The organism is Variovorax sp. GW821-FHT09B05, from assembly GCF_059418265.1.
Genome location: NZ_JBWKPN010000002.1, coordinates 492,688 through 518,160 on the forward strand (window position 1 = coordinate 492,688; position 25,473 = coordinate 518,160).

A 25,473-nucleotide genomic window follows, 5' to 3' on the forward strand; every position below is an offset into this window, starting at 1 on the left:
CGGCTTGTCGTCGGGGTGCGCCGCGAACGGCGCGCCGTCATCAGGCCGCGAGGGCCGCGACGCTCTGGTTGGCGGCTTCGGCGGTCGCCGTGCCGATGTCGCTCCGGGCCGAAGCCAGCGCGGCGTTCTTGACCGCGTCGCCCATGCCGAGGCCTTCGGCGCGCACGAAGCGCACGTCGGTGATGCCGAAGAAGCCGAAGATCACCTTCAGGTAGCTCTCCTGGTGCTCGGTGGCCTGGCCGCCTTCGGTGGTCGAGTAGATGCCGCCGCGGCTCGAGGCCACGATCACGGTCTTGCCGCCGGCGAGGCCGACCGGGCCCTTGTCGGTGTACTTGAAGGTGCGGCCGGCCTGCGCGAGGCGGTCGATCCAGGCCTTGAGCTGGCTCGGAATGGTGAAGTTGTAGAGCGGGGCGCCCACGACCACGACGTCGGCGGCGAGGAACTGGCTCACCAGCTTCTCGGACAGCGCGTTCTCGCGTTGCTGGGCTTCGGTCGGCTGGGCCTGCACGCCGGTCTTGATGCCGAGCGCGTCGGCGCTGAAGTGGGAGGGGGTGTCGACCGCGAGGTCGAGGTACTCGACCGTGGTGTCGGGATGGGCGGCGCGCCAGGCGGCCACGGTTTCGGCGGTGAGCAGGCGCGAGGCCGAGTTGCCGCTGAGGATGCTGGAGTCGACGTGAAGCAGCTTCATGATGTTGATCGCTTTCTTTCTTTCGATGTCGGCGCTCAAAGGTGGCCGGCGTGGTCAGAATTCTATTTTTGGTGCGAGTGAGTGATAAGTAGGTAAAAATAAGCCACATCGTTTCAAAAACAGGACAGTAGAGCCATGCAGGACCTCAACGACATGGTGTTCTTCGCCGAAGTGGCCGAGCGCGGCGGCTTCGCGGCCGCAAGCCGGGCGCTGGGCATTCCGAAGTCGCGACTGTCGCGGCGCGTGGCCGAGCTCGAGGAGCAGCTCGGCGTGCAGCTGATGCAGCGCAGCACGCGGCGGCTGTCGCTCACGCCGGCCGGCGAGATCTACCTGCGCCACGCGGCCTCGGTGCGCGACGCGGCGCGCGCCGCCTCCGAGGCCGTGGCGCAGGTGCAGACCGAGCCCAGCGGCCTGGTGCGGCTCAGCTGCCCGGTCACGATCTCGCACAGCGGACTGGCGCAGGTGCTGCCGAGCTTCCTCGAGCGCTATCCGGCGGTGCGCATCGACATGCGGGTGATCAACCGGCCGGTCGACCTGATCGAGGAGGGCATCGACATCGCGCTGCGCGTGCGGCCCCAGATCGAGGACAGCGCGACGCTGGTGGCGCGCACCTTCGGCACCAGCCGCGGCGTGCTGGTGGCCACGCCCGAGCTGGTGCGGCGGCTGGGGCCGATCGAGGGGCCGGAGGATCTCGCGAAGCTGCCGACCGCGGCGATGTCGGTCAACGGGGAAGGCCGCAGCGAATGGCGGCTCGAGGGCCCCAAGGGCCGGATCCACGTGCATGCCCATACGCCGCGCTACGTGGCCGACGACCTCGCCACCCTGCAGTACGCGGTGCTCGGCGGCGTGGGCGCGACCCTGCTGCCCGACTACATGTGCCGCGCCGACCTCAACGAGGGCCGGCTGACCCGGGTGCTGTGCGACTGGGGGCCGACGCCGGTGGTCGCGCACATGGTGTTCCCGGCGCGGCGCGCGCTGGTGCCGGCGGTGCGGCGGCTGATCGACTTCCTGGTCGAGCACCTGGAACACGGCGCGCACCGCATGTTCTGACGGCGATTTCGAGGCGCCGGACCGCCTCGATATGCAAAAAACGTCATAACCAAACAATCAGATATTCGTTTGGCATCCTTGGCGGGGTTCGGACAATCCAGGTCTTCCATTCCATCCAAGGAACGACCATGGCAACCCTCCGTCTCGGCGACAGCGCCCCCGATTTCACCCAGGATTCCAGCGAAGGCCCGATCAAATTCCATGAATGGGCCGGCGATTCGTGGGTCGTGTTCTTCTCGCACCCGGCCGACTTCACGCCCGTGTGCACCACCGAACTCGGCAAGACGGCGGCCCTGTCGGGCGAGTTCCAGAAGCGCGGCGTGAAGCCGATCGCGCTGAGCGTGGACCCGGCCGACAAGCACAAGGAATGGATCGGCGACATCAACGACACGCAGAACACCACGGTCAACTTCCCGATCGTGGCCGACGCCGACCGCAAGGTGTCGGACCTCTACGACCTGATCCACCCGAACGCCACGGCCACGGCCACGGTGCGCAGCGTGTTCATCATCGATCCGAAGAAGGCGATCCGCACCATCATCACCTACCCGGCCTCGACCGGCCGCAACTTCGACGAGATCCTGCGCGTCATCGACTCGCTGCAGCTCACCGACAGCCACAAGGTGGCGACGCCCGTGAACTGGAAGGACGGCGACGACGTGGTCATCATCCCGAGCCTGCAGGACCCGGCCGAGATCGCCCAGCGCTTCCCCAAGGGCTACAAGGCGGTGCGTCCCTACCTGCGCCTGACGCCGCAGCCGAACAAGTAAGCCGGCGGCATCGGCCCAGGCCCACCACCTTCGCATGCAGACCCGCATCGTCATCGTTCCCGGCTGGCGCGACTCCGGCCCTGGCCACTGGCAGAGCCTGTGGCAGGAGCGGATTCCGGGCGCCGCGCGCGTGCAGCAGGACGACTGGGCCTCGCCGCGGCGCGAGGCCTGGGTGTCGACGCTGGCGCGGCTGGTGCTCGAATCGCCGCAGCCGGTGGTGATCGCGGCGCACAGCCTGGGCTGCATCGCCACGGCGCACCTGCCGGCGGAGGCCGCGGCCCGGATCCAGGGCGCGTTGCTGGTGGCGCCGGCCGATCCGGAGCGCCGCGCCGTGCTGTCGGACTTCGCGCCCGTGCCCTACGCGGCGCTGCCGTACCGCAGCATCGTGGTGGCCAGCAGCAACGACCCGTACTGCCCGATCCGCCTGGCCGGCGCATACTCGCGCGCCTGGGGCAGCGAGTTCGTTCGCATGCAGAATGCGGGCCACATCAACGTCGACTCGGGGCACGGGGAATGGCCGCTCGGCCTGGCCCTGCTCCAGTCGCTGACCGACGAGCCCGCCCCCTGGGCGGCGGGCCGTGATTTTTCAGAAACCTTGGCAACCACATGACTTCCAGAATCAAGACCTTCGCCGCCGTGCTCGCGCTGGCGTCCTCCGCACTCGTCGGCAGCAGCGCCCTGGCCCAGGGCACCGGCCTGCTGAACGCCTCGTACGACGTGGCGCGCGAGTTCTACAAGGACTACAACGCGGCCTTCACGGCGCACTACAAGAAGGCCACCGGCAAGGACGTCAAGATCGACCAGTCGCACGGCGGCTCCAGCGCCCAGGCGCGCGCGGTGGCCGACGGCCTCGATGCCGACGTGGTGACCATGAACACCTCGACCGACATCGACTTCCTGGCCAACGCCGGCGTGGTCGCCAAGGACTGGACCAAGAAATTCCCCGAGAACGCATCGCCGACCACCTCGACCATGCTGTTCCTGGTGCGCAACGGCAATCCCAAGGGCATCAAGGACTGGGACGACCTGGTCAAGCCCGGCGTGCAGGTCGTGATCGTCAACCCCAAGACCGGCGGCAATGGCCGCTACGCCTACCTGGCGGCCTGGGGCTACGTCAAGAAGAAGGGCGGCACCGACGCCCAGGCGGCCGAGTTCGTCGGCAAGCTGTTCAAGAACACGCCGGTGCTGGCGCGCGGCGGCCGCGATGCCACCACCGCCTTCCTGCAACGCAACATCGGCGACGCGCTGATCACCTTCGAATCCGAAGTGGTCTCGATCGACCGCGAATTCGGCACCGGCAAGGTCGACTCGGTCTACCCGTCGATCAGCATCGTGGCCGAGAACCCGGTGGCCGTGGTCGAGCGCACCGTCGCCAAGAAGGGCACCGGCGAACTCGCCAAGGCCTACCTCGACTGGCTGTACTCCGAAGAAGCGCAGGAAATCGCCGCCAAGCACGCGCTGCGCCCGCGTTCGCAGACCGTGCTCAAGAAGTACGCCGCGACCTTCAAGCCGCTGCAGCTGTTCACGGTGCAGGAACTGTTCGGCAGCCTCGGCGAAGCGCAGAAGGTGCACTTCAACGACGGCGGCCAGTTCGACAAGCTCTACACGCCCGGCGCCCGGTAAATGAGTGGGGCAACCTCCTCGGCGCTGTCCTCACCGGCAGCGCCGTTTTCGCGTGCGGTCGGCGGCGGTGGGGCCAAGCGCGTGCTGCCTGGCTTCTCGATGACGCTGGGCTTCGCGGTCTTCTATCTCTGCCTGATCGTCCTGATTCCGCTGTCGGCGCTGGTCTTCAAGACCTTCACGCTGAACTGGGACCAGTTCTGGGTCGCCGTGACCGCGCCGCGCGTGCTGGCCTCGTACCGCCTGACCTTCGGCGCCTCGCTGCTCGCGGCGCTGGTGAACCTGGTGTTCGGGCTGCTCGTGGCCTGGGTGCTGGTGCGCTACAAGTTCCCGGGCAAGCGCATCGTCGATGCGCTGGTCGACCTGCCGTTCGCGCTGCCCACGGCCGTGGCCGGCATCTCGCTGACCGCGCTGCTGGCCGGCAACGGCTGGGTCGGGCAGTACCTCGAGCCGCACGGCATCAAGCTCGCGTTCACGCCCGCGGGCGTGGTGATCGCGCTGATCTTCATCGGGCTGCCCTTCGTGGTGCGCACGGTGCAGCCGGTGCTCGAAGACGCCGAGAAGGAACTCGAGGAGGCCGCCACCTCGCTGGGCGCGACGCGGCTGCAGACCTTCACCAAGGTGATCTTCCCCTCGATCGCGCCGGCGCTGCTCACGGGCTTCGCCATGGCCTTCGCGCGCGCGATCGGCGAGTACGGCTCGGTGATCTTCATCGCCGGCAACATGCCGATGATCTCGGAGATCACGCCGCTGATCATCATCGGCAAGCTCGAGCAGTACGACTACGCGGGCGCCACGGCGGTCGCGCTGGTGATGCTGGTGATCTCGTTCCTGCTGCTCTTGGTCATCAACGGCCTGCAGGCATGGCAGCGTCGCCGCGCGGGAGCTTGAGATGAGCGCACCGTCCAAAGTCATCCGCCGCACCCAGGCCGGCACCACCGAAGCCGCCTGGGTCCGCTGGCTGCTGATCGGCCTCGCGCTGGTCTTCATGTTCCTGTTCCTCGTGCTGCCGCTGGCGGCCGTGGCCACCGAGGCACTGCGCAAGGGCCTCAACGCCTACCTCGAGGCGCTGAAGGAACCCGATGCCTGGAGCGCGATCCGCCTGACGCTGATCACGGCCGCCATCGCGGTGCCGCTGAACCTGGTGTTCGGCGTGGCCGCGGCCTGGGCCATCGCCAAGTTCGAGTTCCGCGGCAAGGCCTTCCTCACCACGCTGATCGACCTCCCGTTCGCGGTGTCGCCGGTGGTGGCGGGCCTGATCTACGTGCTGGTGTTCGGCGCCCAGGGCTGGTTCGGCCCGTGGCTGGCCGCGCACGACATCAAGATCATCTTCGCCGTGCCAGGCATCGTGCTGGCCACCGTGTTCGTGACCTTCCCGTTCATCGCGCGCGAGCTGATCCCGCTGATGCAGGCGCAGGGCACCGACGAGGAACAGGCCGCGATCGTGCTCGGCGCGAACGGCTGGCAGACCTTCTGGCGCGTGACCCTGCCCAACATCAAGTGGGGCCTGCTGTACGGGGTGATCCTGTGCAATGCGCGCGCCATGGGCGAGTTCGGCGCGGTGTCGGTGGTCTCGGGCCACATCCGCGGCCAGACCAACACCATGCCGCTGCACGTGGAAGTGCTCTACAACGAATACCAGTCGGTGGCCGCCTTCGCGGTGGCCTCGCTGCTGGCGATCCTGGCGCTGGTGACGCTGGTGATCAAGTCGGTGATCGAATGGCGCCACGAGCGCGAGATGAAGGCGATCGCCGAGCTGCCGCCGGAACGGCCGACGGCGGCCTAGGAAGAAAGAATTTCATGAGCATCGAAATCCGCAACATCAGCAAGCAGTTCGGCACCTTCCGGGCCTTGAACGACGTCAACCTGAACGTCGAATCGGGCGAGCTCGTCGCGCTGCTCGGCCCCTCGGGCTGCGGCAAGACCACGTTGCTGCGCATCATCGCCGGGCTGGAAACGGCCGACGCCGGCAGCATCCTGTTCTCGGGCGAGGACACCACCGACGTGCACGTGCGCGAGCGCCAGGTCGGCTTCGTGTTCCAGCACTACGCGCTGTTCCGCCACATGACCGTGTTCGAGAACGTGGCCTTCGGCCTGCGCGTGAAGCCGCGCAAGGAGCGCCCGAGCGAGGCCCAGATCAAGGCCAAGGTGACCGAGCTGCTCAAGCTCGTGCAGCTCGACTGGCTGGCCGACCGCTATCCGCCGCAGCTCTCGGGCGGCCAGCGCCAGCGCATCGCGCTGGCCCGCGCGCTCGCGGTCGAGCCCAAGGTGCTGCTGCTCGACGAGCCCTTCGGCGCGCTCGACGCCAAGGTGCGCAAGGAACTGCGCCGCTGGCTGCGCCGGCTGCACGACGAACTGCATGTCACCTCGATCTTCGTCACCCACGACCAGGAAGAGGCGCTCGAGGTGGCCGACCGCGTGGTGGTCATCAACAAGGGCCACATCGAGCAGGTCGGCTCGCCGCAGGAGGTCTGGGACCAGCCCGCGAGCCCCTTCGTCTACGGCTTCCTCGGCGACGTCAACCTGTTCCACGGCCGCGCCGACAACGGCTCGGTGCAACTGGGCGACGTGCGCCTCGATTCGCCCGAGCACAGCGGCGCGCGCGACGCCAAGGCGCTGGCCTACGTCCGTCCGCATGACCTGGAGGTGACAGCCCACGTGCCGGGCGCGACGAGCGGCATCGTCGCCACGCTGGCGCGCGCGATCGTCGTCGGTCCGATCGCGCGGCTGGAACTTGAACCCGTCGACACGAATCCAGACAATCCGGGCTCCGGAACCATCATCGAGGCGCAACTCCCTGCGCAACAGTTCCGTGACCTGGGCTTGAAGGAGGGCGACACCGTCGTCGCCACGCCACGCAAGGCCAGGGTGTTCGTAGAAGAGGATTGGGTGTCTCCTTGATCGATTGGTACTTCGGCGCGCCGCGCCGCGCTTACGGCCTGATCTGCCTGGCCTGTGTGCTCATGCTGGCCTTCGGGCTCTACCTGCAGCACGTGGTGGGGCTCGAGCCCTGTCCGATGTGCATCGTCCAGCGCTATGCGCTGGTGCTGGTGGCGGTGTTCACGGGGCTGGCCGGGGCTTTCCGCGGCCGCGCGCTGCAGGTCGGCGGCGGCCTGCTGGCCCTGCTGTCGGCCCTCGGCGGCGCCTACACGGCGGCCTCGCAGAGCTGGCTGCAGTGGTATCCGCCCGAGGTGGTGTCGTGCGGCCGCGACCTCTACGGCATGATCGAGACCTTCCCGCTCAAGCGGGCGCTGCCGATGATCTTCCGCGGCGGCGGCGACTGCTCCAAGATCGACTGGACGCTGTTCGGCCTGACGCTGGCGAACTGGTCCTTCATCGCCTTCGCGGTGCTGACAGTCCTGCTGCTGGTGCTGCTGTTCCGCCGGCGTCCGGCGCGCTGAGCGCGGCGTTCGCCGCATCGGCTTTCCAAGGCGGACCGCGGGTCCGCCTTTCGTCTTTGTGGCGCCCGTCACGGTGATGTGGGCGATGAGGGCGATGAGGGCGGAGTAACCCCGCCGCGGAACTCCGTCTTTAGGAACGCTTCAGACAGCGGGACTAGGATGCCCCCATCCCCCTTGCATGGCGACCCGGCCGCAGAGCCCGGCGAATGCATCCCCCGCCCGTTCCACTTCCTTCCCGCTGCATGCCCCAGACTCCCCCCCGGCGTTCGCGCAAGCTCCTCTACGGCATCCTGGCCCTCGTCGTGCTCGGCATCGCGGCCGCGATCGTGCTCACGCCGGCCAAGAAACCCGAATACCTGACGGCGACGGTGCAGCGCGCCGACCTCGAGAACGCGGTGCTGGCCACCGGCGTGCTGCAGGCGCTGCGGCAGGTGGAGGTGGGCGCGCAGGTCACGGGCCAGCTCAAGTCGCTCAAGGTGTCGCTGGGCCAGACCGTGAAGAAGGGCGACTGGCTGGCCGAGATCGATCCCGCGATCTCGCAGAACACGCTGGCGCAGGAACAGGCCCGGCTCGACAACCTGCAGGCCCAGAAGGTGGCGAAGGAAGTGCGCGTCAGGCAGGCCGAGCTGGCCTGGGCGCGCCAGCGCGAGATGCTGGCGCAGGACGCCTCGGCGCGGCAGGACATGGAGAGCGCCGACGCCGAGTTGCGCGCGCTGCGCGCCGACGCGGTGTCGCTCGACGCGCAGATCCGCCAGCAGCGCCTGGCCGTGTCCTCGGCCCAGACCAATCTCTCGTACACCCGGATCATCGCGCCCATCGACGGCGACGTGATCTCGATCAAGACGCTCGAGGGCCAGACCGTGGTCGCGTCGTTCCAGGTGCCCACGCTGATGACCCTGGCCGACCTGTCGACGATGACGATCAAGGCCCAGGTCTCCGAAGCCGACGTGGTGCGCGTGCGCGCCGGCCTGCCGGTCTACTTCACCATCCTCGGCGACCCCGACAAGCGCTACCACGGCACCCTGCGCGCGGTGCAGCCCTCGCCCGAGAAGATCAACAACGCGGTGTTCTTCAACGCGCTGTTCGACGTGCCGAACCCCGACCGCACCTTGCGCGTGGACATGACGGCCCAGGTCGCGATCATGCTCGGCGAGGCGAAGCAGGCGCTGACCGTGCCGCTGACCGCGCTCGGCAACCGCGACAAGGAGGGCCGCTACGAGGTGCGCGTGCTCAAGGCCGACCACACGCCCGAGACGCGCAAGGTGCGCACCGGCATCACCAACAACTTCCAGGCCCAGGTGCTCGAGGGGCTGAAGGAAGGCGACCAGGTCATCACCGGCGACGCCTCGGCCGTGGAGCCGCGCGATGGAGAGGCCAACGGCGGCGAGCGCCGCGGCAAGGGCCCATGACGCAGCCGCCACGGCAGGCCCTGCTGTCGCTGCGCGGCATCGGGCGCAGCTTCCCTTCGGGCGAGACGCGGGTGCAGGTGCTCGAGGACGTGAACCTCGACATCGGCCACGGCGAGATGCTCGCGATCGTCGGCGCCTCGGGCTCGGGCAAGTCGACGCTGATGAACATCCTGGGCTGCCTCGACCGGCCCAGCAGCGGCAGCTACACGGTCTCGGGTCACGACGTGGGCACGCTCGACAGCGACGCGCTGGCCGAGCTGCGGCGCGAGCACTTCGGCTTCATCTTCCAGCGTTACCACCTGATGCAGCACCTGACGGCCACCGGCAACGTCGAGGTGCCGGCGGTGTACGCGGGCACCGACGGCGCGACGCGCGAGGCGCGCGCGCGGCAGTTGCTCGCGCGCCTGGGCCTGGACGACCGCGGCGACCACCGGCCGAGCCAGCTCTCGGGCGGCCAGCAGCAGCGCGTGAGCATCGCGCGCGCGCTGATGAACGGCGGCCAGGTGATCCTGGCCGACGAGCCCACGGGCGCGCTCGACAGCCGCAGCGGCCAGGAAGTGATCGCGATCCTGCGCGAGCTGCATGCGCAGGGCCACACGATCATCATCGTGACCCACGACATGCAGGTGGCGAGCTGCACCGAACGCATCATCGAGATCGCCGACGGCCGCATCGTGGGCGACCGGCCCAACGTGCCGACCGTGCCCGCGCCCGAAGCCACCGGCGCCGGCGAGGCACCGCAGCCGGTGACCCGGCCCGCCACGGGCGGCCGGCTGAGCACCGGCTGGTCGCGCTTCGCCGAGGCCTTCCGCATGGCCTGGCGCTCGATGATGTCGCACCGCATGCGCACCGCGCTCACCATGCTGGGCATCGTGATCGGCATCACCTCGGTGGTCTCGATCGTGGCGATCGGGGAGGGTGCCAAGCGCTTCGTGCTGTCCGACATCCGCGCCATCGGCACCAACACGCTCGACATCTACCCGGGCCGCGACTTCGGCGACGACAAGGCGCAGAGCATCCGCACGCTGGTGCCGGCCGACCTGCAGGCGATCGCGGCGCAGCCCTTCGTGCACAGCGTGACGCCGGCCACCATGCGCAGCCTGCGGCTGCGCTACCGCAGCATCGACATCAACGGCAACGTCAACGGCGTCAGCGACAACTACTTCGCGGTGCGCGACGTGCAGATGGCCAGCGGCATCGCCTTCAACGCCAACGACGTGCGGCACCAGTCGCAGGTGGTGGTGATCGACCAGAACACGCGCCGCAAGCTGTTCCCCGAGGGCGTGGATCCGCTCGGCAAGATCATCCTGGTCGGCAGCCTGCCGTGCACCGTGATCGGCGTGGCGCAGGAGAAGAAGAGCATGTTCGGCGAGAACAAGCAGCTCAACATCTGGCTGCCCTACAGCACGGCGGCGAGCCGGCTGTTCGGCCAGCAGCATTTCGACGGCATCACGGTGCGCATCCGCGACGAGCAGCCGACCAAGGCGGCCGAGGACGGCATCGTGAAGCTGCTGACCCTGCGCCACGGCGGCAAGGACTTCTTCACCTTCAACATGGACAGCATCGTGAAGACGGCCGAGCGCACCAGCCAGTCGCTGACCCTGCTGCTGTCGCTGATCGCGGTGATCTCGCTGGTGGTGGGCGGCATCGGCGTGATGAACATCATGCTGGTGTCGGTGACCGAGCGCACACGCGAGATCGGCATCCGCATGGCGGTGGGTGCGCGCCAGAGCGACGTGTTGCAGCAGTTCCTGACCGAGGCCGTGCTGGTGTGCCTGGTCGGCGGGCTGATCGGCGTGCTGCTGTCCTATGGCATCAGCTTCCTGTTCTCCCTGTTCGTGAAGCAATGGCAGATGATCTTCTCGCTCGGTGCCGTGCTGTCGGCCTTCTTCTGCGCCTCGCTGATCGGCGTGCTGTTCGGCTACCTGCCGGCGCGCAACGCGGCGCGGCTCGACCCCATCGAGGCACTGGCCCGTGAGTAAGGCGCGCCTGCTCCCCCTGGCGCTGGCGGCCGCGCTGCTCGCGGCCGGCTGCACCGCGTTCCAGCCCGAGCGCCGGCCCGAGAAGCCGCTCGAGCTGCCCTCGGCCTGGCAGCAGCCGCAGCCGGGCACGGCCAGCGCGGCGGCGGTGTTCCCGGCGAAGTGGTGGTCGTCCTTTGGCGATCCGCGGCTCGATGCGCTGGTCGACCAGGCGCTGCAGGTCAACAACGACCTCGCGGCCGCCGGCATCCGGGTGCAGCGCGCGCAGCTGCAGGCCGGCCTGGCCGACACCAACCTCACGCCCGGCGTGGTCGGCCAGGCTGCCACCAGCCGCGGCTACGACCTCAAGCGCGGCGGCGTCGCGGGCTCGAGTTCGAGTTCGCTCGTGACGCTGAGCTACGAGCTCGACCTCTGGGGCCGGCTCGCGGCGGTGCGCAGCGCGGCCGACTGGGAACTGAAGGCGACCCAGTCCGACCGGCAGGCGACGGCGCTGGCGCTGGTCGCCACCACCGCCAATCTCTACTGGCAGACCGGCTACCTGAACCAGCGCATCGCGCTGAGCGAGGCCGGCATGGAGGACGCGCGGCGCATCGTGGCGCTGGTGCGTGCGCGCTACGAGGCCGGCGCGGTCTCGGGCCTCGACGTGGCGCAGGCCGGCCAGAACCTCGCGAGCCAGGAGGCGGCGCACACGCAGCTGCTGCAGCAGCGCGTGGAAACGCGCAATGCGCTCGCGATCCTGTTCGACCGTCCGCCCGAGGTGGCGGCCGAGGAGCCCGCGAGCCTGCCCGATGCGGCGCCGCCCGCCATCGACGCGGGCCTGCCCGCCAGCCTGCTGGGCCGGCGTCCCGACCTGCGCGCGGCCGAGCAGCGGCTGCGCGGCGCGCTCGCCAATGTCGACGCGACGCGCACCGGCTTCTATCCGGCGCTGAGCCTCACGGGCTCGCTCGGCACCTCGAGCACGGCGCTGGGTCAACTGCTGCGCAACCCGGTCGCGACGCTGGGTGCGGGGCTGGCGCTGCCCTTCCTGCAATGGAACACGGCGCGCCTGACGGTGGCGGTGTCGCAGAGCCAGTACGAGGAAGCGGTGGCGGGCTTCCGGCAATCGCTGTACACGGCGCTGTCGGAAGTGGAGAACGCGCTCTCGTCGCGCACCCAGTTGCGCGACGAGAGCGCGAAGCTGGTGGTGGCGCTGGAGCTGGCGCAGCGCGCCGAGCGGCTGTCGGAGGTGCGCTACCGCGCGGGGGCGACCGCGCTGCAGCCGGTGCTCGACGCGAAGGACCGGCGGCGCGCGGCCGAGGTGTCGCTGGCGCAGAACCGGGTCAACCAGCTCAACGCGACGATGACGCTCTACAAGGCACTCGGCGGCGGAGCCGTCGAATAGCGGGCACGGTGGATCAGGCCTGGAACGGCGGCGCGCCGCGCAGCTTGCGCCAGAGCAGGCCCGGCAGCCGCAGCACGAACTCCACCATCAGCCGCGTGTGCATCCAGGTCAGCAGCACGTTGTCTCGCCCGTAGCGGAAGTGCGAGACCCCGCCTTCCTCGGCCGTCAGGTACTTGACCGGCGCGTCGATGTTCACCGGCTTCACGCCGCGCCAGGCCAGCCGCACCACGGCCTCGGTGTCGAAGTCGAAGCGGCGCATCCAGGGCTGGCGCTGCATCACCGCGATCAGGTCCTGCACCGGGTAGACGCGAAAGCCGTAGAGCGAATCGCCGACGCCGGCGAACAGCGTCTCGAGCTGGGTCCAGCCGTTGGAGACGCGGCGCCCGCGCACGCGCAGCAGCGGCGCGCTGGCATCGAACACCGGGCGGCCCAGCACCATGGTCTCGGGCCGCGCCAGCGAGGCCTGCATGAAGGCCGGGATCAGCGGCGCCGGATGCTGGCCGTCGGAGTCCATGGTGAGCGCATGCGTGAAACCGGCGTCGCGCGCCGCGCGCAGCCCGTGCAGCACCGCCGCGCCCTTGCCCTGGTTCTCGGGCAGCAGCCACACGCGCAGGCCGGGGCGGTCGGCGGCCATCTGCTGCAGCCGCTCGCCGGTGCCGTCGTCGCTGCCGTCGACCACCACCCACACCGGGCTCCATTGCGCGAGCGCCGCCTCGACGGTGGAGAACAGGCGCTCGCCCGTGTTGTAGCTCGGGATCAGGACAAGGTGGGTGCGCGAGGCGTCTGGCATTCGGGAGAGTCGGCGTCGGCGGCGCGCCGTTCCAGGTGGTGGCGGAAATATTGTTCGAGCTCGGATTGCAGCACGTCGCTGTCCTGCGTCGGCGCGAAGCGCTGGCCCAGGCGCAGCGTGAAGACGATCGGCAGCGGCGGCACGCGCCAGATCGGCCAGCCCTTGCCGAGGTAGGGCGAGTCGGTGTCGATGAACACGGTCTGGATCGGCGCCTGCGCGAGCTTGGCGATCAGCGTGACGCCGGGGCGGAACGGATTGAGCGGCGGCGTGACGGTGCGCGTGCCCTCGGGAAAGATCACCAGCTGGCCGCCTTCACGCAGGTCGGCCACCGCCAGCCGCACCATGGTGCGCGCCGATTCGTTGCTGATGTAGCGCGCCAGCCGCGCGCCCGCGCCCAGGAAGATGTTGTGCAGCAGCTCGGCCTTCATGATGCAGGCGCTGCGCGGCAGCCGCGCCACCAGCAGCAGCGCGTCGAGCATGGTCGGGTGGTTGGCCACGAAGATCACGCCGGGCTCGTCGCGCAGCGCGTCGAGGCAGCTCGCGTCGATGCGCATCATGCCGGTGACCGAGGCCAGGCCCCAGAAGGTGCGGTAGGCGAAGGCGATGGTGGCGCGGCCCAGCGCGCGCGCCGGCTTCACCGGCATCACCGGATGGATCAGCATCGCGAAGGCGTTCCAGACCAGCGAGATCACGCCGAGGAACAGCAGCAGCGCATAGAGCATCAGCGCCAGGGGAACGGCCGTGAGAATGCGCAGCACGCGGAGGATCATCGGGAAAGGTGGGGCTGCCGTTCGAGCGTCAGTCCCGCCGCCGCCCGGGGGCGGTGGCATGGGCTTCGATCTCGACCAGCAGGTCGCCGCGGCAGATGTCGGCCTCGAGATATACCGCGCCGCGCACCATCGGCGCGTCGGACCCGAGCGCGTCTTCGAGCACGCCGCGCACGGCTTCGAGATCGGCCGGGTGGCGCACGTAGACCACGCCGTCGAGCGCCGCGACCGAGAAGCGCGCCGATCCCTGCGCGTTGGCGGCATGCACCACGGCCTCGAGGTTACGCAGCGTCTCGCGGGTCTGCTCGCGCACGTCGCCGCGGTGCACGGTCTCGTGGCCGACGATGCTCGCGGTGCCCGAGATGAACAGCGCGCAGCGTTCGTCGCCGATGTCGGCCAGCGCCGCGCGCGAGAAGGTCGGGGCGCGCGGCCCGTAGGTCGAGGGATAGCGGTAGGCCGAGACCTGGCGCGGGTTCTCGATCGGCAGCGGGGCGCGGCGCCCGGCCAGGAAGCGCACCGACAGCGCGCCGCGGTGGATGCCCAGCGCGCAGGCGGCCGGCGCGCCTTCGAAGGCGGCGCGGCCGGCTTCGAGGAAGGCGTCCTGGCGGCCCAGGTTGAACTGGCGGTAGCGCTCGAGCCCGCCGCCGTCGCCGTTGATCTGCGGCAGGTAGTTCCAGATCCGCAGCGGATGGGAGATGCCGCTCTGGTCGAGCGTGGCGAACAGGTCGCGGTAGGCGCGGTGCGCCAGCTCGGCCAGGCCCTGCTTCTCGACGCTCTCGTCGAGGTCGATCGCGCCCAGCAGCCAGTGGTCGTCGGCGCGCCAGCGCACGAGGCCGGTGCGGCCGGTCTGGACCGAAGAGCCGGCAGCATGCCAGACGTCGGCCACCGCGCCGCGCTCCGACAGCACGCTGGCGTCGACCGGCGGCATCCAGTCGAGCCGCTCGGGCGTGCCGTAGCCGATGGCGGCGAAGGGCGCCGGTCCGTCGGCGGCCAGCGCCAGGCTGTCCGCGAGGGAAAGGCGCTCCACGCGCAACGAGGAAGAGGAGGGTGTTTCGCCCTGGAAGCGCACGATCAGGAAGCCTTTGCGAGGGGATCGGGGCCTGCCTGCGGGGTGTCCGCCCGGCTCGCACGGCGTGCGTGGCGGGTGGGCGGCAGCGTCGGATGTCCCGACCCGGCGAAAGGCAATGGCGTCATCGAGGGATTATCACCAAAAGGTTTGACCGGCCCGCCCGCCCGCGCCGCCGGTCCGTTGTGCGCGCCGGACAGTAAACTCGCAGCCTGCTTCGAAAACACAGGACAGCGAGAGAAAAGCCATGGCCGGACACAGCAAATGGGCAAATATTCAGCACCGGAAGGGCCGGCAGGACGAAAAACGAGGAAAGCTCTGGACCCGCGCCATCCGTGAAATCATGGTGGCGGCCCGGGCCGGCGGCGGCGACCTGAGCGCCAACCCCCGCCTGCGCTTGGCGGTCGAAAAGGCCAAGGCGGTCAATCTGCCGGCCGACACCGTCAAGCGAAACATCGACAAGGCCACGGGCAACCTCGAAGGCGTCAATTACGAAGAAATTCGTTACGAAGGGTACGGCATCGGCGGCGCGGCGATCATCGTCGACACCATGACCGACAACCGCGTGCGCACCGTGGCCGAAGTGCGCCACGCCTTCGCCAAGCACGGCGGCAACATGGGCACCGAGGGCTCGGTGGCCTTCCAGTTCAAGCATTGCGGACAGTTCGTCTTCGCCCCGGGCACGGATGAAGACAAGGTGATGGAAGTGGCGCTCGAGGCCGGCGCGGAAGACGTCGTGACCGACGACGACGGCGCCATCGAGGTGATCACCGCGCCCGGCGATTTCGAGGCGGTGAAGAACGCGCTCGAGGCGGCGGGCCTGAAGCCCGAGGTGGCCGAGGTCACGATGCGGGCCGAGAACACCATCGACGTCGTGGGCGAGGACGCCGCGAAGATGCAGCGGCTGCTCGACGTGCTCGAGGACCTGGACGACGTGCAGGAGGTCTATCACAACGCCTCGCTGTCCGAATGAGGGCCGGCACCCGGCAGCAGCAATGATGGAAAGAACACAGCGTATGAAGGCCCGAGAATGAAGGTACTGGTGATTGGGGGAGGGGGCCGCGAACATGCCCTGGCATGGCGGCTGGCGCAGGCCACCCGGGTCAGCCGCATCTACGTGGCGCCCGGCAATGGCGGAACGGTCACCGACCCGCGCTACGACAGCATCGACATCACCGAGCCCGCCGCGCTGCGCGAGTGGGCGCTCAAGGAAAAGATCGCGCTGACGGTGGTCGGCCCCGAGGCCCCGCTGGCCGCGGGCGTGGTCGACGAATTCCGCGCGCACGGCCTGCGCATCTTCGGCCCGACCAAGGCCGCCGCCCAGCTCGAGAGCTCGAAGGCCTTCTCCAAGGCCTTCATGAAGCGCCACAAGATCCCGACGGCCGAGTACGAGGCCTTCACCGACGCCGCCGCCGCCCATGCGTACATCGACGCCAAGGGCGCGCCGATCGTGGTCAAGGCCGACGGCCTGGCCGCCGGCAAGGGCGTGGTGGTGGCCATGACCGCGCAGGAAGCGCACGACGCGGTCGACTTCATGCTGGTCGACAACAAGTTCGGCGTCTCGCACAACGAAGGCGGCGCGCGTGTCGTGATCGAGGAGTTCCTGCAGGGCGAGGAAGCCAGCTTCATCGTGCTGTGCGACGGCAAGAACGTGACCGCGCTGGCCACCAGCCAGGACCACAAGCGCCTGCTCGACAACGACGAGGGCCCCAACACCGGCGGCATGGGTGCCTACTCGCCCGCGCCCGTGGTCACGGCCGAGGTGCATGCGCGCGCCATGCGCGAGATCATCCTGCCGACCATCCGCGGCATGGAAAAGGACGGCATCCCCTACACCGGCTTCCTCTATGCCGGCCTGATGATCGACGCGCAGGGCCATCCCAAGACGCTCGAGTTCAACTGCCGCATGGGCGACCCCGAGACCCAGCCGATCATGATGCGGCTGAAGTCCGACCTGTTCGAGGTGTTCTGGCACGCCACCGACGGCACGCTCGACCAGGTCGAGCTGCAGTGGGACCGCCGCGTCGCGCTCGGCGTGGTGATGGCCGCGCACGGCTATCCGCTCTCGCCGCGCAAGGGCGACCGCATCGACGGCATTCCCGCCGAGGCGCCCGATGCCGTGGTGTTCCACGCCGGCACCACCGTCAAGGACGGCGAACTCCAGACCAGCGGTGGCCGCGTGCTCTGCGTGACCGTGCTGGCCGACAGCGTGAAGCTCGCGCAGCAGCGCGCCTACGAAGTGGCGGCGCGGGTGCGCTTCGACGGCGCCCAGTACCGCCGCGACATCGGCTTCCGCGCCGTGCAGGCGCGCAGCCACGGCACCAACGGTTGATGCAGCGGCAACCCTCCGATCCCCAGGCGGTCGGCGACTATCTGCGCGGGCTGCAGCAGTCCATCGTCGCCGCGATCGAGGCGGCCGATGGCGGCACCGCGGTGCGCGATGCCTGGCACAAGGCGCCCGACGAGCCGCTGCAGGGCAGCGGACTCACCTGCATCCTCGAAGGCAGCGAGCTGTTCGAGCGCGCGGGCTGCGGCTTCTCGCAGGTGCGCGGCCCGAAGCTGCCGCCCTCGGCCACGCAGAACCGGCCCGAGCTGGCCGGCGCGCCCTTCGAGGCGATGGGCGTGTCGCTGGTGTTCCATCCGCGCAACCCCTACGTGCCGATCGTCCACATGAACGTGCGCATGCTGGCCGCGCTGCCGGCCGGCGGCGAGCCGGTCTGCTGGTTCGGCGGCGGCATGGACCTCACGCCCTGCTACGGCTTCGAAGACGACGCGGTGCATTTCCACACCGTCTGCCGCGATGCGCTCGCGCCCTTCGGCGAGGACAAGTACCCGCGCTTCAAGACCTGGTGCGACGAGTATTTCTTCCTCAAGCACCGCAACGAGCAGCGCGGCATCGGCGGCATCTTCTTCGACGACTTCGCCGAGGGTGGCGTCGACAACGGCTTCGCGCTGATCCGCTCGGTCGGCGATGCCTTCCTGCCGGCCTACCTGCCGCTGGTGGAACGCCGCCGCGGCATGGCCTGGGGCGAGCGCGAGCGCGCGTTCCAGCTCTACCGGCGCGGGCGCTACGTCGAGTTCAACCTCGTGTGGGACCGCGGCACGCACTTCGGGCTGCAGTCGGGCGGGCGCACCGAATCGATCCTGCTGTCGATGCCGCCGCAGGCGAGCTGGGCCTACCGCCGCGAGCCCGAGCCGGGGTCGCCCGAGGCGGCGCTCTACAGCGACTTCATCGTGCGCCGCGCGTGGCTGCCGTGAACGCTTCGAAGAACGCGCCGCGCATCGGCGTGTTCGGCGGCGCCTTCGATCCGCCGCACAACGCCCACGTGGCGCTGGCGCGGGCCGCGCTCGAGCAGCTGGGCCTCACGGCGCTCTATGTCTTTCCGACCGGGCATGCCTGGCACAAGGTGCGCGAACTCACGCCGGCCAAGGACCGCCTCGCGATGGCGCAGCTGGCGTTCGGCGACATCCCGGGCGTGGTGGTCGATTCGCGCGAGATGCTGCGCGACGGCCCCACCTACACCATCGACACCCTGCACGAACTGCAGCAGGCGCAGCCCGACGCCGAGCTGGTGCTGGTCATGGGCGCCGACCAGGCACGGGCCCTGCCGAGCTGGCACGGCTGGCAGGATATACTCGCGGTCGCTACTATTTCTGTAGCGTATCGCGCACTATCGACGGCCGACACCGCCCGTTTTGATCCGAATACGCTGCCCGGCCTCCCGGCCGGCGCGCGTTTCGAGGCGCTCGAACTGCCTGCCATGGACATCAGCGCCACCGACATCCGGCGGCGTGCGTCGCTGGGCGAGGAGATTTCCTCACTGGTTCCGTCCACGGTTGCACGCTATATTGACCAACACTTCCTCTATCGCTCTGCCTGATGACCACTGAAGCCGCCGCCAAGAAAGACACCCAGAAACTCCAGCGAGCCATCATCGATGGGCTCGAAGACGTCAAGGCGCAGGACATCCAGGTATTCGACACCGAGCATCTCTCGCCGCTGTTCGAGCGCGTGATCGTGGCCTCGGGCACCTCGAACCGCCAGACCAAGGCGCTGGCCGCGAGCGTGCGCGACGCGGTGCGCGATGCCGGCTTCGGCAAGCCGCGCGTGGAGGGCGAGGAAAACGGCGAGTGGATCATCGTGGACTGCGGACAGGCCGTCGCGCACATCATGCAGCCGGCGATCCGCCAGTACTACCACCTCGAGGAGATCTGGGGCGACAAGCCCGTGCGCCTGAAGCTCGGCGCCAGCAAGCCGGCGCGTGCGTCCGAGGACAAGGAAGCCAAGCCCGCGGCCGCCAAGGCGCCGACCTCGCTGCGCCGCGCGAGCGCCGCCAAGACCGCGATCCGTGCCGCCGAGCGCGAGGCCAAGGAAGCCAAGGCCGCGCCGAAGAAGGCGGCGGGCAAGACCGGCGCGAAGACCGCCGCGAAAAAGGCACCGGCCAAGAAGGCCCCGGTGGTGGTGGTCGGCAAGCCGGTGGCCAAGAAGGCCGCCGCCAAGACGGGCGCGAAGCCGGCGGCCAAGCCCGCGGCGAAGAAGGCACCCGCGCGCAAGACCGCTTCGCGCAGCGCATGAAGCTGCTGGTGGTCGCAGTCGGGCAGCGCATGCCCGACTGGGCACAGACTGCCTGGGACGACTACGCCAAGCGCTTCCCGCCCGAACTCAAGCTCGAACTGCGCGCGGTCAAGACCGAGCCACGCGGTTCCAAGTCGCTCGAGACCCTCTACGCCGCCGAACGCGAACGCATCGAAGCCGCCATCGCGCGCGGCATGCGCATCGTGGTGCTCGACGAGCGCGGCACCGCGCTGACCACCAAGGCGCTGGCCGCGCGGCTGCAGAGCTGGCAGGGCGAGGGCGACGATGTCGCGCTGGTGATCGGCGGCCCCGACGGGCTCGACCCGGCCTTCAAGGCCGCGGCCCACGAGCGCATCCGCCTGTCCGATCTGACCCTGCCGCATGCGATGGCGCGCGTGCTGCTGGTGGAGCAGCTCTACCGCGCATGGTCGGTCAACGCGGGCCATCCCTACCACCGCGAATGAGCGGCCCGTCGAGCCGCCGCGCGACGAGGACCTCGCCGCGTTCCTCCATCGACCCCGTCTTTTCTTCCGCTTCACAGAGACGACCGCCGTGCCGACCATCCCGACCTTCCTCTACCTCGCCTCGCAGAGCCCGCGCCGCGCCCAATTGCTCGGCCAGCTCGGCGTGCGCCATGAACTGCTGCTGGCCGCCGACGACGAGGACGCGGAGGCGCTCGAGACCGTGCTGCCCGGCGAATCGCCCACTGCCTACGTGCAGCGCGTGACGGCGCTCAAGCTCGATGCCGCCGTGGCGCGCCTGCGTCGCCGCGGCCTGGCCGATGCGCCCGTGCTGTGCGCCGACACCACCGTGGCGCTGGGCCGCACCATCCTCGGCAAGCCCGAGGACGCGCGCGATGCCGAGCGCATGCTCGCGCTGCTGTCGGGCGCCACGCACCGCGTGCTGACCGCCGTGGCGCTGCAGCAGGGCCGTCGCCGGCAGGCCGCGCTGAGCGTGTCGCGCGTGCGCTTCGCGCCCATGAGCCGCGCGCAGATCCGCCGCTACGTCGAAGGCGGCGAGCCGCTGGGCAAGGCCGGCGCCTATGGCATCCAGGGCGCGGCGGCTGCCTTCGTCGAGCACATCAGCGGCTCCTATTCGGGCATCATGGGCCTCCCCATGTTCGAGACCGCGCAACTGCTGCGGCGCGCCGGTTTCCCCACTTGAGACAACCGAGAACTCCATGCAAGACATCCTGATCAACTGGTCCCCGCAGGAGACCCGCGTGGCGGTGGTCGAGCACGGCGCGGTGCAGGAGCTGCACGTCGAGCGCACGCTCGAGCGCGGACTGGTCGGCAACATCTACCTGGGCAAGGTCTCGCGCGTGCTGCCGGGCATGCAGTCGGCCTTCATCGACATCGGCCTCGAACGCACCGCCTTCCTGCATGTCGCCGACATCGTCGCGCCGTTCACGCCGGGCTCGCGGCCCAGCGCCGCGCCGGCCGAACGCGACCACCGCAACGGCGGCACCATGGTGCCGATCGAGAAGCAGGTGTTCGAGGGCCAGTCGCTGCTGGTGCAGGTCATCAAGGACCCGATCGGCACCAAGGGCGCGCGGCTGTCGACGCAGATCAGCATCGCGGGACGGCTGCTCGTGTTCCTGCCGCAGGACAACCACATCGGCGTGTCGCAGAAGATCCCGGCCGACCTGCGCGATGCGCTGCGCTCGCGCATGCTCGCGCTGATCGAGGCCGCCGCGGCCGCCGACAGCGGCGGCGTGGTGCCCGAGAACACCGGCGGCTTCATCCTGCGCACCAACGGCGAGGACTCGACCGACGCCGAGCTCGCCGACGACATCGCCTACCTGCGCAAGACCTGGTCTCGCATCCGCGAGGCCTCGACGCGGCTGCCGCCGATGTCGCTGCTGCACCAGGACCTGAGCCTGCTGCAGCGCGTGCTGCGCGACCTCACCACCGAGGACACGCAGACCATCCGCATCGATTCGCGCGAGCAGTTCGAGCTGCTGCTGAAGTTCGGCCTGGAGTTCATGCCCAAGGCGTCCGGCAAGCTGCAGCACTACCGCGGCGAGCGGCCGATCTTCGACCTCTATTCGGTCGACGAGGAGATCGCGCGCGCGCTCGGGCGCCGGGTCGATCTCAAGTCGGGTGGCTACCTCGTGGTCGACCAGACCGAGGCGCTGACCACCATCGACGTGAACACCGGCGGCTTCGTCGGTGCGCGCAACTTCGACGACACCATCTTCAAGACCAACCTCGAGGCGGCGCAGGCCATCGCGCGCCAGCTGCGGCTGCGCAACCTGGGCGGGATCATCATCGTCGACTTCATCGACATGGCGCGCGACGACCACCGCGAGCAGGTGCTCGGCGAGTTCCGCAAGCAGCTCGCGCGCGACCGCGTGAAGACCACGGCCGGCGGCTTCTCGCAGCTCGGCCTGGTCGAGATGACGCGCAAGCGCACGCGCGAATCGCTGGCCCACATGCTGTGCGAGCCCTGCGTGGCCTGCGGCGGCCAGGGCATCGTGAAGACCGCGCGCAGCGTGGCCTACGACGTGATGCGCGAGATCCTGCGCGAGGCGCGGCAGTTCACGCCGCGCGAGTTCCGCATCGTCTCGTCGCCGCAGGTGATCGAGCTGTTCCTCGACGAGGAGAGCCAGCACCTGGCCGGGCTCAGCGACTTCATCGGCAAGCCGATCTCGCTGCAGTCCGAGCCGGCGATCGGGCAGGGGCAGTACGACATCGTCTTGCTCTGAGCCTTCGGGCTCTTAGCGCCGCGATTCGCGGCCCTGGCGCATGCCGATGCTGGCGAGCGCCGCCAGCACCAGCAGCACGGCCATCGCGAGCAGGCCGTTCGTCGTGCTGCCCGTGCTCTGCTCGATCCATCCCATCACCGACGGCCCGATGAAGCCGCCCAGCAGGCCGCAGGTGTTGACCAGCGCCAGCCCGCCCGCGAGCGCCACGCCGGCCAGGCGCGAGGAAGCGAACAGGAAGATCACCGACTGCACCACGAAGAACATCGAGCCCGTGAGGCAGAAGCCCGCGAGCGCGACGGCCGGGCTCGCGAAGGCCGCGATGCCCAGCCCCACGGCCATGGCGACCAGCCCGATCAGCAGCAGCAGCCGGCCGCGCTGCGGCGTGACCGCGAGCCGCGGCAGCGCGATCGCGCCGACCGCGGCGGCGACCCAGGGCAGCGAGTTGAGCGCGCCGATCTGCAGCGGCGTGAGCTTGCCGTAGGTGCCGATGATGCTCGGCAGGAAGAAGATCACCGTGTAGATGCTGATCTGGTGGCAGAAGTAGACGAAGATCGCGAGCCAGATCTGCTTGTCGACCAGGCAGGCACGGAACGATTCGCCGACCTGGCCATGGGCCGCGTCCTCGGCGCGTTCGGCGGCGAGGCCTTGCTCGATGGCGCGCGCCTGCGCCGGCGTGAGCCAGCTCGCATCGGCCGGGCCGTCGGGCAGCTTGCGCCAGACCACGAAGGCCAGCGCCACGGCCGGCAGGCCCTCGATCACGAACATCCATTGCCAGCCGTGCCAGCCCAGCAGGCCGTCCATCTGCAGCAGCGCGCCGCCGACCGGGCCGCTGAGGATGTTGGCGATGCACACGCCGAGCAGGAAGTAGCCCGTGGCGCGCGCCCGGTCCTTGCGGCCGAACCAGTAGTTCAGGTAGAGCATCACGCCCGGGAACAGGCCGGCCTCGGCCGCGCCAAGCAGCACGCGCATCACGTAGAACGAGGTCTCGCCCGTGACGAAGGCCATGCCGGCCGACAGCAGGCCCCAGGTGATCATGATGCGCGCGATCCACCAGCGTGCGCCCACGCGGTGCATCACCAGGTTGCTCGGCACCTCGAGCAGCGCGTAGCTCAGGAAGAACAGGCCTGCGCCCAGGCCGTAGGCCGCGGCCGAGATGCCGATGTCGACCGCCATGTGGCTCTTGGCGAGCGCGATGTTGGTGCGGTCGATGAAGCTGATCACGTAGGCCAGCACCAGCAGCGGCATCAGCTTGCGGAAGATCAGCGCATTGAGCGAGGCCTGCTCGTCGGTGGTGGCCGTGTCGGCCGCGGGCCCGAGACGGGCGCCGGGGATGGAGGTGTGTGCCATCGGTGTCTCTCTCTGAAGTCTTGTTCTGGTGAAGGAATGCAGCGGCGCGCCGTGCGATGCGGCGGCGCTGCGGACGATGGGAATGCGAGGGCTAGAAGTCGACCTTGGCCGCGCCCTTGAGGCCGAGGATCTCGCGCGCCTCGTCGGGTGTCGCGATGTCGATGTTCAGCGCCTCGAGCACGGCGCGGATGCGCAGCACCTGCTCGGCGCTCGAGGCGGCGAGCCGGCCCGGGCCGATCCACAGCGAGTCCTCGAGGCCGACGCGCACGTGCGAGCCCATGGCCGCGCCGATGGTGGCCAGCGGCAACTGGTTGCGGCCGGTGCCGAGGATCGACCACTGGAAGCGGTCGCCGAACAGGCGCGCCGCCGTGCGGTGCATGTGCATCAGGTCCTCGGGATCGGCACCGATGCCGCCGAGGATGCCGAACACCGTCTGCACGAACACCGGCGCGCGCACCAGGCTGCAGTCCATGAAGTGGCGCAGGTTGTTGAGGTGGCTGACGTCGTAGCACTCGAACTCGAAGCGCGTGCCGTTGGCCTCGCCCAGGCGCAGGATGTTCTCGATGTCGGCGAAGGTGTTCTTGAAGATCAGGTTGCGGCTGTTCTCGAGGTGCTCGCGCTCCCAGTCGTGCTCGAAGGACTTGAAGCGCTCGAGCATCGGGAACAGGCCGAAGTTCATCGAGCCCATGTTGAGCGAGGCCAGCTCGGGCTTGAAGGTGGTGGCCGGGCGCATGCGTTCCTCGACGCTCATGTGCGGGCTGCCGCCGGTGGTGATGTTGATCACGGCGTCGGTGGCGGCCTTGATCTTCGAGAGGAAGGGGCGGAACAGGTCCGGGTCCTGCGAGGGGCGGCCGTCCTTCGGATCGCGCGCATGCAGGTGCAGGATCGCGGCGCCGGCGCGGGCGGCCTCGATCGAGGCAGCGGCGATCTCGTCGGCCGTCACCGGCAGGTGCGGCGACATGCTCGGCGTGTGGATCGCGCCGGTGGGGGCGCAGGTGATGATGGCTTTGGTGCGGGTGGCCATGGATGGGGTTCGGGTGAGGTCGGGAAGAGAAGAAGAGGGCGGGTCAGCTCAGCGCCTGGGTGTGGCCGTCGACCACGAGCTCCTGGCCGGTGACGCTGGCGGCCAGGTCGCTGGCGGCGAACAGCACCATGTTCGCGATGTCGGTGGCCGTCACCATGCGGTTGAGCGCGGACTGCGAGGTGTAGATGCGCGTGACTTCCTCGATGGGCTTGCCGAGCGCCTGGGCCTTGGCGGCGATCACGGCGCGGATGCGCGGCCCGTCGACCGCGCCCGGCAGGATCGCGTTGACGCGGATGCCGTCGGGGCCGAGTTCGAGCGCGAGCGTCTTGGTGAAGCCGATCACGGCCCATTTCGAGGCCGAGTAGGGCGAGCGGCCCGGCATGCCCAGGTGGCCGGCCGCCGAGGACAGGTTGACGATCGAGGGATTGCGGCCCTGGCGCAGCCGTGGCACCGCGAGCCGGGCGCAGAGGAACTGGCCCGTGATGTTGACGGCCAGCGTGCGGTTCCAGTCGTCGAGCGAGAGGGTCTCGATGCCACCGGTCGGGCCGGCCACGCCGGCGTTGTTGACCAGCACGTCGAGGCCGCCGAACTCGCGGTCCGTGGCTTCGAACAGCCGGGCGACCTGTTCCTCGCTCGAGACGTCGGCGAGGCAGCTGCCGACCTCGGGCAGCTCGGCCGACAGCCGGTCCAGGCCCTCGGCCTGCACGTCGCAGGCGAAGACACGGGCGCCGGCCGCGGCGAAGGCACGCACGATCTCGAGGCCGATGCCGCTGGCGCCCGCGGTGACGAGCACGCGTCGGCCGGCGAGGGAATTTCCGTTCCACATTCTGAATAGCTCCTTGGGGTGTGACAGTGAACGGTCGGCATCGTAGATCTGTGATCACAGATATCGCATAGG

26 protein-coding genes are annotated in these 25,473 nt (G+C 69.5%); 19 read left to right on the top strand and 7 right to left on the bottom strand.

The genetic code is table 11. From position 1 onward, the window contains the following. Nucleotides 1–40: 40 nt before the first annotated feature. Entirely contained in the window at nt 41–688 is a 648-nt protein-coding gene (locus AC07RM_RS07190; RefSeq protein WP_093342420.1) for an FMN-dependent NADH-azoreductase, read from the bottom strand. 135 nt (nt 689–823) lie between these two features. Between AC07RM_RS07190 and AC07RM_RS07195 the strand changes: the two genes are divergently transcribed. The 11 genes from AC07RM_RS07195 (at nt 824) to AC07RM_RS07245 (ending at nt 12,298) form a co-directional block, all read left to right on the top strand. Then, nucleotides 824–1,738 (top strand): LysR family transcriptional regulator, encoded by a 915-nt coding sequence (locus AC07RM_RS07195; RefSeq protein ID WP_296787690.1) that lies wholly within the window; start codon nt 824–826, stop codon nt 1,736–1,738. A gap of 128 nt (nt 1,739–1,866) precedes the next feature. Further along, nucleotides 1,867–2,508 (top strand): peroxiredoxin, encoded by a 642-nt coding sequence (locus tag AC07RM_RS07200; protein WP_495334025.1) that lies wholly within the window; start codon nt 1,867–1,869, stop codon nt 2,506–2,508. Nucleotides 2,509–2,542: 34 nt separating this feature from the next. Continuing rightward, on the top strand, nt 2,543–3,118 hold the full coding sequence (locus tag AC07RM_RS07205; RefSeq protein ID WP_093341564.1) for an RBBP9/YdeN family alpha/beta hydrolase: 576 nt from the start codon (nt 2,543–2,545) through the stop codon (nt 3,116–3,118). Continuing rightward, nucleotides 3,115–4,131 (top strand): sulfate ABC transporter substrate-binding protein, encoded by a 1,017-nt coding sequence (locus AC07RM_RS07210; RefSeq protein ID WP_093341565.1) that lies wholly within the window; start codon nt 3,115–3,117, stop codon nt 4,129–4,131. The genes AC07RM_RS07205 and AC07RM_RS07210 overlap by 4 nt, the downstream gene beginning before the upstream one ends. After that, entirely contained in the window at nt 4,132–5,019 is an 888-nt protein-coding gene (gene cysT / locus AC07RM_RS07215) for a sulfate ABC transporter permease subunit CysT (protein WP_413763647.1), read from the top strand. A 1-nt stretch (nt 5,020) separates the two neighbouring features. After that, a complete protein-coding gene (gene cysW, locus AC07RM_RS07220; protein ID WP_093341569.1) occupies nt 5,021–5,914 on the top strand; it encodes a sulfate ABC transporter permease subunit CysW in 894 nt (297 codons plus the stop codon). Nucleotides 5,915–5,928: 14 nt separating this feature from the next. Next, nucleotides 5,929–7,029, top strand: coding sequence for a sulfate/molybdate ABC transporter ATP-binding protein (locus AC07RM_RS07225; RefSeq protein WP_093341571.1), 1,101 nt, complete (start codon nt 5,929–5,931; stop codon nt 7,027–7,029). Continuing rightward, nucleotides 7,026–7,529, top strand: a complete 504-nt coding sequence (locus tag AC07RM_RS07230) for a disulfide bond formation protein B (protein WP_093341573.1) — start codon at nt 7,026–7,028, stop codon at nt 7,527–7,529. Before AC07RM_RS07225 ends, AC07RM_RS07230 begins: the two co-directional genes overlap by 4 nt. Nucleotides 7,530–7,771: 242 nt before the next feature. Further along, nucleotides 7,772–8,938 carry a macrolide transporter subunit MacA gene (macA, locus tag AC07RM_RS07235; RefSeq protein ID WP_495334028.1) on the top strand — a complete coding sequence of 389 codons (1,167 nt, stop codon included), beginning with the start codon at nt 7,772–7,774 and terminating at the stop codon, nt 8,936–8,938. Next, nucleotides 8,935–10,920 carry a macrolide ABC transporter ATP-binding protein/permease MacB gene (macB, locus tag AC07RM_RS07240; protein ID WP_431512696.1) on the top strand — a complete coding sequence of 662 codons (1,986 nt, stop codon included), beginning with the start codon at nt 8,935–8,937 and terminating at the stop codon, nt 10,918–10,920. Before macA ends, macB begins: the two co-directional genes overlap by 4 nt. After that, on the top strand, nt 10,913–12,298 hold the full coding sequence (locus tag AC07RM_RS07245) for an efflux transporter outer membrane subunit (RefSeq protein ID WP_495334030.1): 1,386 nt from the start codon (nt 10,913–10,915) through the stop codon (nt 12,296–12,298). The genes macB and AC07RM_RS07245 overlap by 8 nt, the downstream gene beginning before the upstream one ends. 13 nt (nt 12,299–12,311) lie before the next feature. On the opposite strand, the gene AC07RM_RS07250 is transcribed toward AC07RM_RS07245, so the two are convergent. From AC07RM_RS07250 to AC07RM_RS07260, 3 genes are read right to left on the bottom strand one after another with little or no spacing between them, the layout of a single operon-like run. After that, nucleotides 12,312–13,088, bottom strand: coding sequence for a glycosyltransferase family 2 protein (locus AC07RM_RS07250; protein WP_093341579.1), 777 nt, complete (start codon nt 13,086–13,088; stop codon nt 12,312–12,314). Further along, a complete protein-coding gene (locus AC07RM_RS07255; RefSeq protein WP_281077396.1) occupies nt 13,055–13,858 on the bottom strand; it encodes a lysophospholipid acyltransferase family protein in 804 nt (267 codons plus the stop codon). The genes AC07RM_RS07250 and AC07RM_RS07255 overlap by 34 nt, the downstream gene beginning before the upstream one ends. Nucleotides 13,859–13,886: 28 nt before the next feature. Beyond that, nucleotides 13,887–14,882, bottom strand: coding sequence for a chorismate transformation FkbO/Hyg5 family protein (locus AC07RM_RS07260; RefSeq protein ID WP_495334032.1), 996 nt, complete (start codon nt 14,880–14,882; stop codon nt 13,887–13,889). A 286-nt stretch (nt 14,883–15,168) separates the two neighbouring features. On the opposite strand from AC07RM_RS07260, the gene AC07RM_RS07265 reads away from it, so the two are divergent. The 8 genes from AC07RM_RS07265 (at nt 15,169) to rng (ending at nt 22,204) form a co-directional block, all read left to right on the top strand. After that, a complete protein-coding gene (locus AC07RM_RS07265; protein WP_093341582.1) occupies nt 15,169–15,894 on the top strand; it encodes a YebC/PmpR family DNA-binding transcriptional regulator in 726 nt (241 codons plus the stop codon). Between the two features lie 57 nt (nt 15,895–15,951). Next, complete coding sequence (gene purD / locus AC07RM_RS07270; protein WP_093341583.1) at nt 15,952–17,253, top strand: phosphoribosylamine--glycine ligase; 1,302 nt, start codon at nt 15,952–15,954, stop codon at nt 17,251–17,253. Further along, a complete protein-coding gene (hemF, locus tag AC07RM_RS07275; protein WP_495334034.1) occupies nt 17,253–18,179 on the top strand; it encodes an oxygen-dependent coproporphyrinogen oxidase in 927 nt (308 codons plus the stop codon). The genes purD and hemF overlap by 1 nt, the downstream gene beginning before the upstream one ends. Continuing rightward, nucleotides 18,176–18,802 (top strand): nicotinate (nicotinamide) nucleotide adenylyltransferase, encoded by a 627-nt coding sequence (gene nadD, locus AC07RM_RS07280; protein WP_495334036.1) that lies wholly within the window; start codon nt 18,176–18,178, stop codon nt 18,800–18,802. The genes hemF and nadD overlap by 4 nt, the downstream gene beginning before the upstream one ends. After that, the gene (gene rsfS / locus AC07RM_RS07285; RefSeq protein ID WP_495321580.1) at nt 18,802–19,497 is read left to right on the top strand and encodes a ribosome silencing factor; all 696 of its coding nucleotides are present in this window, start codon (nt 18,802–18,804) and stop codon (nt 19,495–19,497) included. Before nadD ends, rsfS begins: the two co-directional genes overlap by 1 nt. Further along, complete coding sequence (gene rlmH / locus AC07RM_RS07290; RefSeq protein WP_057593347.1) at nt 19,494–19,961, top strand: 23S rRNA (pseudouridine(1915)-N(3))-methyltransferase RlmH; 468 nt, start codon at nt 19,494–19,496, stop codon at nt 19,959–19,961. The genes rsfS and rlmH overlap by 4 nt, the downstream gene beginning before the upstream one ends. 97 nt (nt 19,962–20,058) lie before the next feature. Then, on the top strand, nt 20,059–20,661 hold the full coding sequence (locus AC07RM_RS07295; protein ID WP_296799679.1) for a Maf family protein: 603 nt from the start codon (nt 20,059–20,061) through the stop codon (nt 20,659–20,661). Between the two features lie 16 nt (nt 20,662–20,677). Then, nucleotides 20,678–22,204 (top strand): ribonuclease G, encoded by a 1,527-nt coding sequence (rng, locus tag AC07RM_RS07300; protein ID WP_093341590.1) that lies wholly within the window; start codon nt 20,678–20,680, stop codon nt 22,202–22,204. A 12-nt stretch (nt 22,205–22,216) separates the two neighbouring features. On the opposite strand, the gene AC07RM_RS07305 is transcribed toward rng, so the two are convergent. The 3 genes from AC07RM_RS07305 to AC07RM_RS07315 all read right to left on the bottom strand — a co-directional run bounded on the left by AC07RM_RS07305 (nt 22,217) and on the right by AC07RM_RS07315 (nt 25,401). Beyond that, nucleotides 22,217–23,551 (bottom strand): MFS transporter, encoded by a 1,335-nt coding sequence (locus tag AC07RM_RS07305; protein WP_495334039.1) that lies wholly within the window; start codon nt 23,549–23,551, stop codon nt 22,217–22,219. A gap of 91 nt (nt 23,552–23,642) precedes the next feature. Continuing rightward, nucleotides 23,643–24,575 (bottom strand): 3,5-dioxohexanoate:acetyl-CoA acetone transferase, encoded by a 933-nt coding sequence (gene kce, locus AC07RM_RS07310; protein ID WP_495334041.1) that lies wholly within the window; start codon nt 24,573–24,575, stop codon nt 23,643–23,645. A gap of 43 nt (nt 24,576–24,618) precedes the next feature. Next, nucleotides 24,619–25,401 carry an SDR family oxidoreductase gene (locus AC07RM_RS07315; RefSeq protein ID WP_495334043.1) on the bottom strand — a complete coding sequence of 261 codons (783 nt, stop codon included), beginning with the start codon at nt 25,399–25,401 and terminating at the stop codon, nt 24,619–24,621. Between the last annotated feature and the right edge of the window lie 72 nt (nt 25,402–25,473).